The organism is Mycobacterium sp. 852014-50255_SCH5639931 (assembly GCF_001665605.1).
GTDB lineage: Bacteria > Actinomycetota > Actinomycetes > Mycobacteriales > Mycobacteriaceae > Mycobacterium > Mycobacterium paraffinicum.
The window spans coordinates 167,179-180,144 of record NZ_LZSV01000035.1 but is presented as its reverse complement, the minus strand read 5'-3'; the positions used below and the strand labels follow the sequence as shown (position 1 = coordinate 180,144).

At 69.0% G+C, this 12,966-nt stretch carries 16 protein-coding genes and 1 riboswitch; of the genes, 10 read left to right on the top strand and 6 right to left on the bottom strand.

What is annotated here, in order from left to right; genetic code table 11:
- Positions 1-36: 36 nt before the first annotated feature.
- Genes A5758_RS21820 through A5758_RS21810 form a run of 3 tightly spaced genes read right to left on the bottom strand, consistent with a single transcriptional unit; the run spans position 37 to position 2,046 of the window.
- Positions 37-909, bottom strand: a complete 873-nt coding sequence (locus A5758_RS21820; RefSeq protein WP_067744344.1) for an SAM-dependent methyltransferase — start codon at positions 907-909, stop codon at positions 37-39.
- Between the two features lie 4 nt (positions 910-913).
- Complete coding sequence (locus tag A5758_RS21815; RefSeq protein WP_066950641.1) at positions 914-1,735, bottom strand: mycofactocin-coupled SDR family oxidoreductase; 822 nt, start codon at positions 1,733-1,735, stop codon at positions 914-916.
- Complete coding sequence (locus tag A5758_RS21810; protein ID WP_066950438.1) at positions 1,732-2,046, bottom strand: putative quinol monooxygenase; 315 nt, start codon at positions 2,044-2,046, stop codon at positions 1,732-1,734. Before A5758_RS21810 ends, A5758_RS21815 begins: the two co-directional genes overlap by 4 nt.
- Positions 2,047-2,223: 177 nt before the next feature.
- Here A5758_RS21810 and A5758_RS21805 point away from each other — a divergent pair, with 177 nt between their 5' ends.
- Positions 2,224-4,713 carry a DNA translocase FtsK gene (locus A5758_RS21805; RefSeq protein ID WP_082939155.1) on the top strand — a complete coding sequence of 830 codons (2,490 nt, stop codon included), beginning with the start codon at positions 2,224-2,226 and terminating at the stop codon, positions 4,711-4,713.
- A gap of 64 nt (positions 4,714-4,777) precedes the next feature.
- On the opposite strand, the gene A5758_RS21800 is transcribed toward A5758_RS21805, so the two are convergent.
- Positions 4,778-5,293, bottom strand: coding sequence for an amino-acid N-acetyltransferase (locus A5758_RS21800; protein ID WP_197503636.1), 516 nt, complete (start codon positions 5,291-5,293; stop codon positions 4,778-4,780).
- Between the two features lie 56 nt (positions 5,294-5,349).
- Between A5758_RS21800 and pgsA the strand changes: the two genes are divergently transcribed.
- The 4 genes from pgsA (at position 5,350) to A5758_RS21780 (ending at position 8,183) form a co-directional block, all read left to right on the top strand.
- Complete coding sequence (gene pgsA / locus A5758_RS21795) at positions 5,350-5,949, top strand: CDP-diacylglycerol--glycerol-3-phosphate 3-phosphatidyltransferase (protein ID WP_082939154.1); 600 nt, start codon at positions 5,350-5,352, stop codon at positions 5,947-5,949.
- A 117-nt stretch (positions 5,950-6,066) separates the two neighbouring features.
- Complete coding sequence (gene clgR / locus A5758_RS21790) at positions 6,067-6,405, top strand: transcriptional regulator ClgR (RefSeq protein WP_067199399.1); 339 nt, start codon at positions 6,067-6,069, stop codon at positions 6,403-6,405.
- Between the two features lie 127 nt (positions 6,406-6,532).
- Positions 6,533-7,363, top strand: a complete 831-nt coding sequence (gene pspA, locus A5758_RS21785; protein ID WP_067199395.1) for a phage shock protein PspA — start codon at positions 6,533-6,535, stop codon at positions 7,361-7,363.
- Positions 7,364-7,373: 10 nt separating this feature from the next.
- Positions 7,374-8,183, top strand: a complete 810-nt coding sequence (locus A5758_RS21780; RefSeq protein ID WP_067744341.1) for a hypothetical protein — start codon at positions 7,374-7,376, stop codon at positions 8,181-8,183.
- A 4-nt stretch (positions 8,184-8,187) separates the two neighbouring features.
- Here A5758_RS21780 and A5758_RS21775 read toward each other — a convergent pair whose 3' ends face one another.
- Positions 8,188-8,619 (bottom strand): limonene-1,2-epoxide hydrolase family protein, encoded by a 432-nt coding sequence (locus A5758_RS21775; protein WP_067199388.1) that lies wholly within the window; start codon positions 8,617-8,619, stop codon positions 8,188-8,190.
- A 53-nt stretch (positions 8,620-8,672) separates the two neighbouring features.
- Between A5758_RS21775 and A5758_RS21770 the strand changes: the two genes are divergently transcribed.
- Genes A5758_RS21770 through A5758_RS21760 form a run of 3 tightly spaced genes read left to right on the top strand, consistent with a single transcriptional unit; the run spans position 8,673 to position 10,373 of the window.
- Positions 8,673-9,839, top strand: coding sequence for a glycosyltransferase (locus A5758_RS21770; RefSeq protein WP_067744338.1), 1,167 nt, complete (start codon positions 8,673-8,675; stop codon positions 9,837-9,839).
- Positions 9,840-9,871: 32 nt separating this feature from the next.
- On the top strand, positions 9,872-10,135 hold the full coding sequence (locus A5758_RS21765) for a hypothetical protein (RefSeq protein ID WP_067199643.1): 264 nt from the start codon (positions 9,872-9,874) through the stop codon (positions 10,133-10,135).
- A 19-nt stretch (positions 10,136-10,154) separates the two neighbouring features.
- On the top strand, positions 10,155-10,373 hold the full coding sequence (locus tag A5758_RS21760; protein WP_197500931.1) for a DUF3046 domain-containing protein: 219 nt from the start codon (positions 10,155-10,157) through the stop codon (positions 10,371-10,373).
- Positions 10,374-10,435: 62 nt separating this feature from the next.
- Here the strand turns inward: A5758_RS21760 and A5758_RS21755 are convergent, their stop codons facing one another.
- Positions 10,436-11,101, bottom strand: a complete 666-nt coding sequence (locus A5758_RS21755) for a (2Fe-2S)-binding protein (protein WP_067744335.1) — start codon at positions 11,099-11,101, stop codon at positions 10,436-10,438.
- A 43-nt stretch (positions 11,102-11,144) separates the two neighbouring features.
- Positions 11,145-11,275: riboswitch (cobalamin riboswitch) on the bottom strand.
- A 168-nt stretch (positions 11,276-11,443) separates the two neighbouring features.
- On the opposite strand from A5758_RS21755, the gene recA reads away from it, so the two are divergent.
- Positions 11,444-12,484: a recombinase RecA gene (recA, locus tag A5758_RS21750; protein ID WP_067744332.1), complete on the top strand. Its 1,041-nt coding sequence runs from the start codon at positions 11,444-11,446 to the stop codon at positions 12,482-12,484.
- Positions 12,450-12,962, top strand: a complete 513-nt coding sequence (gene recX / locus A5758_RS21745) for a recombination regulator RecX (protein WP_067744326.1) — start codon at positions 12,450-12,452, stop codon at positions 12,960-12,962. The genes recA and recX overlap by 35 nt, the downstream gene beginning before the upstream one ends.
- Positions 12,963-12,966: the final 4 nt, after the last annotated feature.

Here is a 12,966-nt window from a genome sequence, read left to right as displayed (position 1 = left end):
GGCGAAGCCGGGCGAGGCGGGTCGCCACGATCGGACCTACAGCTTTTCCGCGTAGGCCGACCATTCCAGTTGCGACGCCTTCAACTTGCGACCCGTGGGTTCCACGTAACGCTCGAGGAGTTCGTCCGGGCCGGCCTGCTCCAGCAGCCGCCAACCGTATTCATCGACGAACTCGCCGACCTCCTCGGGCTGTAAGCCGAAGTGCCACAACTGCCTCCGCTGGCGGACGCTGCGATAGAGCGTACGAGTGCCGTACCGATTCGTACCGTCGATGAAATCCCGCCGGACGTAGGTGAATACCAAACGGCTGCCCGGCGCGGCCGCGCGCAACCCCTCCAGCGTCCGGCGAACGGTGGCTTCGGTCAGGTACTGGGTGACTCCCTCGCAGATGAAGAAGGCCCGGTAATCGGTGCGGTAGCCGTGCTCGGCCAGGGCGGTCAGCAAGTCGTCGCGCTCCAGGTCCAACGCCACCTGCCGCACCGACATCGGCGGCCCGCCGAGCACCCGCCGGACCGTCTTCACCTTCCTGGCGACGTTGACCGGCAGGTCGACCTCGAAGACGGGGACGCGGACTTGGCGCGTCAACAGGTAGGCGCGGGTGTCCAACCCGGCACCGAGGATGACGACCGCGTCGACGCCCTCGAGCGCCTCGGCGAGCTTGTCGCCGATGAAACGCTTGCGGCAGGCCATGTTCGCCCACAGGCCGCGGCCGGTCCACTCCGATCCGCGGATCATCAAGCGGCGCACGGGGGCCACACGGGTGGCCGCGACAAGCCAGCGCAGTGGCGCCGGCAGAAACAGTTCCGCGAGGTCGTCGTCCACCAGGCGGCGGCCCGGTGGCTCGTTCTGTTCGACGGCGGCCAACACCATCGGGCCGAAAGCGGTCTGCGCGGCGGGATTCCGTGCCATTCGACTACTTGTTCAGGAAGCCCGCATCGACCGGCAACGTCACGCCGGTGATGTAGCGGGCCTGGTCGCTCACCAGCCACGCCACCGCGTTGGCGACGTCCTCGACGTCCAGCACCTCCACCGGCATGGCATTGCCCATGGCGCCCGGTGTGTCGGTCGCGGCGGCCATCTTGGCCAGCCATTCCCGGGTGAACTCGTTGTTGATCATCGGGGTCTCGACACCGGACGGGTGGATCGAGTTGACCCGAATATACTGTGTGGCAAGCAGATTCGCATATACCCGCATCAGCCCCACCACGCCGTGCTTGGCGGCGGCATAGCCGACGGAACCGGCGTCCGGGCTGCCGACGCCGGCCAGTCCGGCGCTCGAGCTGATCAGCACGATCGAGCCTCCGGTGCCCTGCTTGACCATGGTCGGGATGGACACCTTGATGGTGTTGTAGACGCCGGTGAGGTTGACGTCGATGACGTCGCGCCAGCCGTCGTCGCCGGACTGCATCGGTGCGATACCGGCGTTGGCCACGACGATGTCGAGCCGGCCGAACTCGTCCAGGCCCGCCTGTAGCGCGGCCGACAGCGAGGCCCGGTCACGGACGTCGCCACGGGCGGCCACGATCCGGGCGCCGGTGTCCTCGACCAGCTTGACGGTTTGCGCCAGGTCGTCCTCGGTGGCCAGGGGATACGGCACGCTGGCGATCTGGTCGCACAAGTCGACCGCGATGATGCTCGCGCCGTCGGCGGCGAGCCGCACCGCGTGTGCACGTCCCTGGCCGCGCGCCGCGCCGGTGATGAAGGCGATCTTGCCTTCGAGGGGCCGCGTCATCAGGACCGGAGCTGACCCTTGTCCGGGTCGCCGGCGGGAACCGGCTGCAGCATCTTGATGTCCGGCGCCCCGGCGAGGTGGTCGCCGGCCGCGGTGAACATCTTGGTGACGGCGGGAGCGGTGCTGTGGGCCTTGAGCGCCTCGGGATCGGCCCACTGCTCGACGAAGACGAAGGTCTCGCCCGATTGGTGCAATGAGTACAACTGGCAGCCGGGTTCGTTGTGCACTTCCTCCACAGCCTGCGTAAGGATGTCGCGGACCGCGTCGACCGATTCGGGTTTGACGGTCATGGTGGCAACGACGACGACGGGCATGCTGGGGCCTCCTGGGGCTACGGGGTGGGTGACGCGCATGACTTCTGTTATCTAAATCACCGGTTGTCACCCTACTCACGCGGCCTGACGGCCCATCCGTCAGATGGCTCACATGACCAAACCGTAACCAGTGTGGCGGGTGGTGCAGATGATGGCGGTGCGACTACCCTTGCCGACATGGCTAACAAGACCGCCGCCCGCTCCAAAGCCAGAACGAGCAGGTCAAAGGCCCCTTCGCGAAGTGGGTCGGGTCGCGCGCGGCCGGCGGCGCCCCGTAAGCGGCCGAGCAGGCCCGCCAAACGGCGAAACCACTCGCTGCTGGTGGCCGCCGGGCTGACCGGCGGCCGCGCGCTGCGCGCCACCTGGCTGATGGCGGCACGCAGCACTGGCGGCGCGGCCCGATCGATCGGCCGGGCCCGCGACATCGACCCGGGGCACCGCCGCGACGGGATCGCGCTGATGCTGCTCGGCCTTTCCGTGGTGGTCGCCGCGAGCTCGTGGTTCAACGCCGCCCGGCCGGTCGGCGCGTGGGTCGACACGCTGTTGCGCACCTTCATCGGGGCGGGCGTCCTGGCGCTTCCGGTCGTCACCGCCGCGGTCGCGGTGGCACTGATGCGCACCCAGCCCAACCCCGATGCGCGACCCAGGCTGATCCTGGGCGCCACCCTGATCGCGCTTTCCGTTCTCGGCTTGCGGCACCTGTGGTCCGGCTCGCCGGAAGACCCGGAAGCGCGGCGCCGCGCGGCGGGGTTCATCGGCTTCGCCATCGGCGGCCCACTGTCCGACGGGCTGACGGCGTGGATCGCGGCGCCGTTGTTGTTCATCGGCTTCATGTTCGGCCTGCTGTTGCTGACCGGGACCACCATCCGGGAGGTGCCCGACGCCGTCCGCGCCATGTTCGGCGCCCGACTGCTCGGCGATGACGAGTACTACGACGACTATGACGACGACGCGGATTCCGGTGCGGTCCAGGACTTTTCCGACGAGTTCTACGACGAGAGTTCGCTCGATCCCGAAGATGGGCCGCCGCCGGCCTGGGCGACTGCGGAGCCGGCAGCGGCCCTGCGCGACAACGAGGACGACATTCCCACCACGCCGGAGCCGGCCATCGGGAAGAGCCGCCGCCGCGACAAGAAGAAGACCGAGGTGCTCGACCGCGTCGTCGAGGGGCCCTACACCCTGCCGTCGATGAGCCTGCTGGTGGCGGGTGACCCGCCGAAGAAGCGCAGCGCCGCCAACAACGTCATGGCCGACGCCATCGGCGAGGTGCTCACCCAGTTCAAGGTCGACGCAGCCGTCACCGGCTGCACCCGCGGACCGACCGTCACCCGCTACGAGGTCGAGCTCGGGCCGGGCGTGAAGGTGGAGAAGATCACCGCGCTGCAGAAGAACATCGCCTACGCGGTGGCCACCGAGAGCGTGCGCATGCTGGCCCCCATCCCCGGCAAGTCCGCCGTGGGCATCGAGGTGCCCAACACCGACCGCGAAATGGTGCGGCTGGCCGACGTGCTGACCGCGCCGTCGACCCGTCGCGACCACCACCCGCTGGTGATCGCCCTCGGCAAGGACATCGAGGGCGACTTCATCTCGGCCAATCTGGCCAAGATGCCGCACCTGCTGGTCGCGGGATCCACCGGCTCCGGTAAGTCCAGCTTCGTCAACTCCATGCTGGTGTCGCTGCTGACCCGGGCCACCCCCGAAGAGGTCAGGATGATCCTGATCGATCCGAAGATGGTGGAGCTGACCCCGTACGAGGGCATTCCGCACCTGATCACCCCGATCATCACTCAGCCCAAGAAGGCCGCCGCCGCGCTGGCGTGGCTGGTCGAGGAGATGGAGCAGCGCTACCAGGACATGCAGGCGTCGCGGGTGCGCCACATCGACGACTTCAACGAGAAGGTGCGGTCGGGGGCCATCACCGCGCCGCTGGGCAGCCAGCGCGAATACCGGCCGTACCCGTACGTCGTGGCGATCGTCGACGAGCTGGCGGACCTGATGATGACCGCGCCGCGCGACGTCGAGGACGCGATCGTGCGGATCACCCAGAAAGCCCGGGCCGCCGGCATCCATCTGGTGCTGGCCACCCAGCGCCCGTCGGTCGACGTGGTCACCGGGCTTATCAAGACCAACGTGCCGTCACGGCTGGCGTTCGCCACGTCCTCGCTCACCGACAGCCGGGTGATCCTGGACCAGGCCGGTGCCGAGAAGCTGATCGGCATGGGCGACGGCCTGTTCCTGCCGATGGGCGCGAGCAAGCCACTGCGGTTGCAGGGCGCCTACATCACCGACGAGGAGATCCACGCCGTCGTCAACGCGTGCAAGGACCAGGCCGAGCCCGAATACACCGACGGCGTCACCACGGCCAAGCCGACGGGCGAACGCACCGACGTCGACCCCGACATCGGCGACGACATGGACGTGTTCCTGCAGGCGGTCGAGCTGGTGGTGTCCAGCCAGTTCGGCTCCACCTCGATGCTGCAGCGCAAGCTGCGCGTCGGCTTCGCCAAGGCCGGCCGGCTGATGGACCTGATGGAAACCCGCGGCATCGTCGGGCCCAGCGAGGGATCCAAGGCGCGCGAGGTGCTGGTCAAGCCCGACGAGCTGGCCGGAACGCTGGCGTTGATCCGGGGCGGCAGCGACGCCGACGGCGGCGACCCCGACGAATAGCTCGCGGGGCCTGTGGCGATCGCGAGGGCGGCGTAGCCGGGCGACGCGGGTCGCCACCATCGGGCTAGAGCACCAGCAGCATCCGGGAGTTGCCCAGGATGTTGGGCTTGACGTAGCTCAGGTCCAGGAACTCGGCGACACCGATGTCGTAGGAGCGGCACATCTCCTCGAACACCTCGGCGGTGACCGGCGTGCCCTCGATCTCGGTGAACCCGTGCTTGCCGAAGAACTCGGTCTCGAACGTCAGCACGAACAGGCGCTTCAGCTGCAGCTCGCGCGCGACCTCCAGCAACCGATCGACGATCGCGTGGCCGATGCCGTGGCCCGTCATCGCCGGGTCGACCGCGACGGTGCGGATCTCGCCCAGGTCGGACCACATCACGTGCAGCGCGCCGCAACCGACCACGTCATCGCCGCATTCGGCCACCCAGAACTCCTGGACGGCCTCGTACAGCGTCACCAGGTTCTTCTCGAGCAGGATCTTCCCCGCGTAGGTGTCGACGAGTTGTTTGATCGCGGGGACGTCGGACGTTCGCGCGCGGCGCACCACCGCTCGGCGGTCCTGTGGACATTCAGTCACGGCTAACAGTATCGGCATCGGGGACGGGCGCGCTGGTCAACAGTTATTCTGTTGCCGTGTCGGGGCAGCCGCAAACGGGACCGTTGATGGGACCGCCGGGCCGCGCCCATATCGCAAACCTCGCCAACACGCTGACGCTGTTGCGGCTGGTGTTGGTGCCGATCTTCCTGCTCGCGCTGTTCGCCAAGGACGGTCACGAGATCGCTTTCCGGATCGTGGCTTTCGTGATTTTCGCGGTTGCCGCGATCACGGATCGGCTGGACGGCCTGCTCGCCCGCAACTACGGCATGGCGACCGAATTCGGGGCGTTCGTCGATCCGATCGCGGACAAGACGCTGGTCGGGTCGGCGCTGATCGGTCTGTCGATGCTCGGCGAGCTGCCGTGGTGGGTCACGGTCGTGATCCTGGTCCGCGAGTTCGGGGTCACGGTGCTGCGGCTGGCGGTCATTCGCCGTGGGGTCATCCCGGCCAGTTGGGGCGGCAAGGTCAAGACCGTGGTCCAGGCGGTGGCGATCGGCCTGTTCATCCTGCCGCTGGCCGGGCCGTTCCGGGTGACGGCGGCGGTGGTGATGGGTGTGGCCATCGTGCTGACGATCGTCACCGGCATCGACTACGTGGTGTCGACCGTTCGGGAAGTGCGTCGGACGACCGACTGATTTTCCGGTCGCCGAACGGGAACCAAGGCCCCGCTCCCCGCGTTTCACGTAGTGAGCATCCGCCGGACGCGGTCGATTTCGTGCCGAGCGGGGCTGACTGGACGAAGGAGGGCAGGAATGCCGTCATTAGTGCGCGAGGTCATCGGCGACGTGCTGCGCGAGGCCCGGGTGACGCAGGGCCGGACGCTGCGCGAGGTGTCCGATTCGGCGCGGGTGAGCCTCGGATATCTGTCCGAGGTGGAGCGCGGGCGCAAGGAACCCTCCAGCGAGCTGCTCAACGCGATCTGCGAGGCGTTACAGGTCCCGCTGTCGTCGGTGCTCACCGACGCCGGCGAGCGGATGGCCGGCCAGGAACGGGCGGCCCACAGCGCGCCCGTCGACGGGGCGCGCGGTCCCAGCATCGACGCCGGCACGAAGGTCGTCATCCCGCCGGTGGCGTCCCTGGCGATCGCCTGAGCGCAGCCCGGCGCGGCGATCCAGCGCCAGGGGTAGGGCGATCGGCCCCGACCCACTAAATTGAGCGACAAGCGACGGCCCATCCAGGGACCATCCGGCCTATAAGAAGCGAAGGTGGAGCTCACTCATGGCCAATCCGTTCGTCAAAGCGTGGAAGTACCTGATGGCGCTGTTCAACGCGAAGATCGACGAGCACGCCGACCCCAAGGTGCAGATCCAGCAGGCCATCGAGGAAGCGCAACGCACGCACCAGGCGCTGACGCAGCAGGCGGCGCAGGTGATCGGCAACCAGCGCCAGCTGGAGATGCGGCTGAACCGGCAACTCGCCGACATTGAAAAGCTGCAGGTCAACGTGCGCCAGGCCCTGACGCTCGCCGACCAGGCCACCGCCGCCGGTGACGCCGCCAAGGCGACCGAGTACAACAACGCCGCCGAGGCGTTCGCGGCCCAGCTGGTGACCGCCGAGCAGAGCGTCGAGGACCTCAAGACGCTGCACGATCAGGCGCTGAGCGCGGCCTCGCAGGCCAAGAAGGCGGTCGAGCAGAACGCGATGATGCTGCAACAGAAGATCGCCGAGCGCACCAAGCTGCTCAGCCAGCTCGAGCAGGCCAAGATGCAGGAACAGGTGAGCGCGTCGCTGCGGTCGATGAGCGAGATCGCCGCCCCGGGCAACGTGCCCAGCCTCGACGAGGTGCGCGACAAGATCGAACGTCGCTACGCCAACGCGATCGGCTCCGCCGAGCTCGCACAGGGTTCGGTGCAGGGCCGCATGCTCGAGGTCGAGCAGGCCGGGGTGCAGATGGCCGGTCACTCCCGGCTGGAGCAGATCCGCGCGTCGATGCGCGGCGAAGCGCTGCCGACCGGGGGGACACCCGCCGCCGGGGCCACCCCGGAGGCGAAGCCCGCGTCCGCCGAGACCACCGGGGGCGCGGTCACCGAGAAACCTTTTGGCCAGTAACGCGGGTGTCGTGGCGGTGAGCGAGACGCGGCGCGGGCTCTGGCGCACGTTGCTGGGGCGCGGGTTGGCCACCGCCGCCGACCTTTCCGATTTGGTGGCCCAGAAGATCAGCGCCGCCGCGGATCCGCGTGCGCGGCTGCTGCGGCGGCAACGTCGCGCGCTGCGGTGGGGCCTGATCTTCGCCGCCGGCTGCGTGTTCTGGGCGTTGGTGACGATGCTGCTGGCAGCCTGGGGATGGTTCGCGCTGCTGCTGGAGATCACCGGCGCCGTCGCGGTCATCATGGCCATCCCGGCGACGCTGTTGTTGTTCCGCTACCGGTGGCTGCGCTCCGAGCCGCTGCCCACGCCCCGCCCGACGAACGCGCGCCGGCTGCCGCCACCCGGGTCGGCGGCGCGGCCCGCCATGTACGCGCTGGGCGCCTCCGAACGCGGATTCCTCTCCCTGCTGAACGTGATCGAGCGCGGCTCGATGTTGCCGACCGCCGAGATCCGTGACCTGACCGCGGCGGCCAACAAAACCTCGGCGGCCATGGCGGCCACCGCTGCGGAGGTGGTGTCGATGGAGCGGGCGGCGCAGTCCAGCGAATCATCGCGGGCGTATCTGGTGCCCACCATCAACGCGTTCACCGCGCAGTTGAGCGCCGGCGTCCGTCAATACAACGAGATGGTCACCGCCGCAGCCCAATTGGTGTCTTCGGCCAACGGCGATCAGTTGGCCGCCTCGCAGCGCTACCGCGCCGAGCTCGCCGGGGCAACCGACCGGCTGGTCGGCTGGGCGCAGGCGTTCGACGAACTCGGCGGCTTGCGCGGCGCCAGCTAGCGGGCTAGAACGTCGCTTTCAGCGACGGCAGCACCACGGCGGCCAGGCCGCGAAGGGTGGCCTTGAACATGTCGAAGAAGTCAAAGTAGTCGCGCCACAACGTGATTCGCCCGTCGTGGACTTCGAACACGCCGCACACCCAGAACTGAAGCCGCAACGGGCCGAAGATCAGGGCGTCGGTGCGCTCGGTGAGCACCGCCCCGCCGTCGGCGGCGATTCGGTGGATCTTCACCTCGAAGGCGGCGCGGCCGTCCATCCGGCGAAACAGCTTCATCGCCCTGGCGCGGCCGTGAATCGTCGGCAGCCCGACATTTTCGTAGACGAGGTTGTCGTCCAATGCTGCGTCGGCGGCCTCGTAATCCGCATCCTGCAGGGCGTTCAGAAAGCCCTCGACCGTGCGGGTGTTCGCAACGGTTGTCCCAGTCAGCTCGGTCATGGGTGCCAGCGTAGGCGAGCGTTTCGGTGGCGCGCTGTGGCAGGGTAAGGCCGATGCGCGTCGCCGTGGTCGCCGGGCCGGATCCCGGGCACTCGTTTCCCGCGATTGCGCTGTGCCAACGCTTCGCCCACGCCGGCGACGAGCCCACGCTGTTCACCGGCGCCGAATGGGTCGACACGGCCCGCGCCGCCGGCATCGACGCCGCCCCGCTGGACGGGCTGGCCGCCACCGACGACGACGCCGACGCCGGGGCCCGAATCCATCGGCGCGCGGCACGGATGGCCGTCCTCAACGTGCCGGCGCTGCGCGACCTGGCGCCCGACCTCGTGGTGTCCGACGTCATCACCGCGGGGGGCGGCATGGCCGCCGAGCTGTTGGGCATCCCGTGGATCGAGCTCAACCCGCATCCGCTCTACCTGCCATCGAAGGGACTGCCGCCGATCGGGAGCGGACTGGCGCCGGGCACCGGCCTCCGCGGCCGGCTCCGCGACGCCACGATGCGGGCGCTCACCGCGCGGTCGTGGCGCGCGGGCCTGCGGCAGCGCGCGACCGTGCGGGTCGAGATCGGACTGCCGGCCCGCGATCCCGGGCCGCTGCGGCGGCTGATCGCCACCCTGCCCGCCCTCGAGGTGCCGCGGCCGGACTGGCCGGCGGAGGCCGTGCTGGTGGGCCCGCTGCACTTCGAACCGACCGATCGGGTGCTGGAAATCCCGGCGGGCTCCGGACCCGTGCTGGTGGTCGCGCCGTCGACCGCGATGACCGGGACCGAGGGGCTGGCGGAGGTCGCGCTGGCTCACCTGCGGCCGGGGGAGACGCTGCCGGCCGGATCGCGGCTGGTGGTCTCGCGGCTGGGGGGAGCGGATCTGCAGGTGCCCCCGTGGGCGGTGGTCGGGCTCGGCAGCCAGGCCGAGTTGTTGCGCCACGCCGACCTGGTGATCTGCGGCGGTGGGCACGGCATGGTGGCCAAAACGCTGCTGGCGGGGGTGCCGCTGGTCGCGGTGCCCGGTGGCGGGGATCAGTGGGAGATGGCGAACCGGGTGGTCCGGCAGGGCAGCGGGCGGCTGATCCGGCCGTTGACCGCCGAGGCGCTGGTGGCTGCGGTGAACGAGGTGCTGTCGTCGCCCCGCTATCGGGAGGCCGCCCAAGCCGCCGCCGCTAGCATCGTCGGCGTGGCCGATCCGGTCCGGGTGTGCCACGAAGCGCTCGCTCCGACGGGATGATCGGGCGGGTTCGCGAAGGGAGGGCGTCGGCAATGAGGACGATCGCCGCGGGCGGCCTGCTTCTTGCCTTGATGTTCGGCTCGGGCGTCGCGCGTGCCGACAGCGGCGACGAGCAGCAGGCATGCCAGTTGATGGACGACCCGGCGGCCGCTGAGCAGGGCTATGCGCCGGCCGAATACGCCTTCATGCAGTTGCGCTCCCGAATGTCGGCGCAGCGGGCGCGGACGACCATGTCCGAGGCCGTCCAGGACTTCTGCCCCAACCACCTGATCGACCTGCCGGCCAGTTGGCGGTAATGCGGCCGGTGTCCGAACGCTGCCCGGTGGGTATCTTGCTGGCGTGCGGCTAACGGAATTCAACGAGCGCGTGGTCCTGCGATTCGGTGCGGCATACGGCTCTTCGGTGCTGGCGGACCATGTGCTGAGCGGTTTCGACGGCCGTACCGCCGCCCAGGCGATCGAGGACGGGGCCGAGCCCCGCGACGTGTGGCGGGCCCTGTGCGTCGACTTCGACGTGCCGCGCGACCAGTGGTGACGTGCGGGCCGCAACCTTGTTCGTAGGGCGGGTACTCGTTCTGCCGCAGTAGAGCCGCGAGCCTAACTTCGCTTCGACGGTGGCGCCTCGAACACGCAATCGCCGCAGACGGACCGACCCGGAAGGCGATAGAAGAGGCAGCAACTACGACGTTTGAAGCCCAGGTGTGGGCCGGTGACGCCCGATCCGGCCAGCGCGCCGGTACCCAGCAGCGCATGGGTCATCTCGGCGATCCGCGGGCCGAGGTCGGGCCGCGCCGCGAGCAGGGCCCGGGCGGCGCCGGTCAACGCGGAGGCGACGTTGCCCGCCAGCAGGGCGGGCGCCAGCTTGACCCGCAGCCCGGCGGCAAGCGGCTCCATGTGCTCTTGCACCACCACCCGGTACAGCACGTCCGGCGAGTTGGCGGGGACCCCGACGGGCGCGGGCAACCGCAGTTGCGCCCCGTCGTCGGCGCGTTGCAAGTCGTTGAGGTCGGGGACGACGCCGTGACCCAGCGCGCAGGCGAGCACGGGCGACCACAGGCGGGTGGCGTGGCCGAGCTGAACCAGCGAGGCGGCGACGCGCAGGTCCGTCGTGTGATAGCGCCTGGCGGTGGCGTCGACCAGGTCGGTGAAACCGTCGGCGTAGGACCGCCCGACCGGGTGCCAGCCCGTCGCATCGCCGCCCACGGGCAACGCGAAAAATCCTTTGTAGCAGGATATTTCGGCTAGCTCAGCAGAGATGTCCATATATGCGCAACCAAGCCTCTTCAGGGGAGATCCGCCCCGGTTGTGGTGAGGAAGCGCCGACGGTGAGTGTCTGGCTCTCGGGTGGGGGCATCCCCATCCCGGTCACAGTGGCGGGACCGCGCCGGATTCGCACCGGTTTCCTCAGGCTTATGCCCCGTCAGCGCCTTTCGGTAGCAGATGTTGCCATACGCGGTGGGGGCCCGGCGTGTCCACTTGAATCGAACAGGTGTTCGGCTACTGTGGGGAACGTTCGGTGAGTCAACTTGTCGGTGGCCTTCTCTAGTGTCACGGCCAACCGACCGACACCGGTCACCGAACACAACGAACCATAGGAGAGGCACCATGACGCAAGCCCCCGACCGCGAGAAGGCTCTCGAACTGGCGATGGCCCAGATCGAAAAGAGCTATGGCAAAGGCTCGGTGATGCGTCTCGGCGACGAGATGCGTCAGCCGATCTCGGTCATCCCGACCGGATCCATCGCACTGGACGTGGCCCTGGGCATCGGCGGCCTGCCCCGCGGCCGGGTCGTGGAGATCTACGGCCCGGAGTCCTCGGGAAAGACCACCGTCGCCCTGCACGCGGTGGCCAACGCCCAGGCCGCCGGCGGCGTCGCGGCGTTCATCGACGCCGAGCACGCGCTGGACCCGGACTACGCCAACAAGCTGGGCGTGGATACCGATTCCCTGCTGGTCAGCCAGCCCGACACGGGGGAGCAGGCGCTCGAGATCGCCGACATGCTGATCCGCTCCGGAGCGCTGGACATCCTGGTCATCGACTCGGTGGCGGCGCTGGTGCCGCGCGCGGAGCTCGAGGGCGAGATGGGCGACAGCCACGTCGGTCTGCAGGCCCGGCTGATGAGCCAGGCGCTGCGGAAAATGACTGGCGCGCTGAACAATTCGGGAACCACCGCGATCTTCATCAACCAGCTGCGGGAAAAGATCGGGGTGATGTTCGGCAGCCCGGAAACCACCACGGGCGGTAAGGCTTTGAAGTTCTACGCGTCGGTGCGCATGGACGTGCGCCGGATCGAGACGCTCAAGGACGGCACCAACGCGGTCGGTAACCGCACCCGGGTCAAGGTCGTCAAGAACAAGGTGGCGCCGCCGTTCAAGCAGGCGGAATTCGACATCCTCTACGGCAGGGGAATCAGCCGCGAGGGTTCGCTGATCGATATGGGCGTGGAGCAGGGCTTCATCCGCAAGTCCGGTTCCTGGTTCACCTACGAGGGTGAGCAGCTCGGTCAGGGCAAGGAGAATGCCCGCACCTTCCTGATGGAAAACGGCGAGGTGGCCAACGAGATCGAGAAGAAGATCAAGGAGAAGCTCGGCATTGGCGCGGTCGTGACCGATGACGACGTCCTGCCCGCCCCCGTCGATTTCTGAGCCCTCTCGCGAGGAGCAGGCGCGGACGCTGTGCCTGCGCCTGCTCACCGCGAGGGCGCGCACCCGGGCCGAGCTGCACGGCCAGCTGGCGAAACGCGGTTACCCCGAGGACATCAGGGCTGCCGTGCTCGACCGGCTCGCCGCCGTTGGCCTGGTCGATGACAGCGACTTCGCCGAGCAGTGGGTGCAGTCCCGCCGGGCGAAGAGCAGGCGGGCCCTGGCCGCTGAACTGCGCACCAAGGGTGTCGACAGGGACGTGATCGCCACCGCGCTGTCCGGGATCGACGCCGGTGCCGAGCGGGACCGGGCCGAGCAGTTGGTGCGGGCCAAGCTGCGTCGGGAAGCGCTGGACGGCGATGACGCGCGAGTGACCCGCCGGCTGGTCGGGATGTTGGCGCGCCGTGGCTACAGCCAGAACCTGGCGTGCGAGGTCGTCCTCGCCGAACTGGCCGCCGAACGGGAGCGCCGCCGGGTCTAGCCCG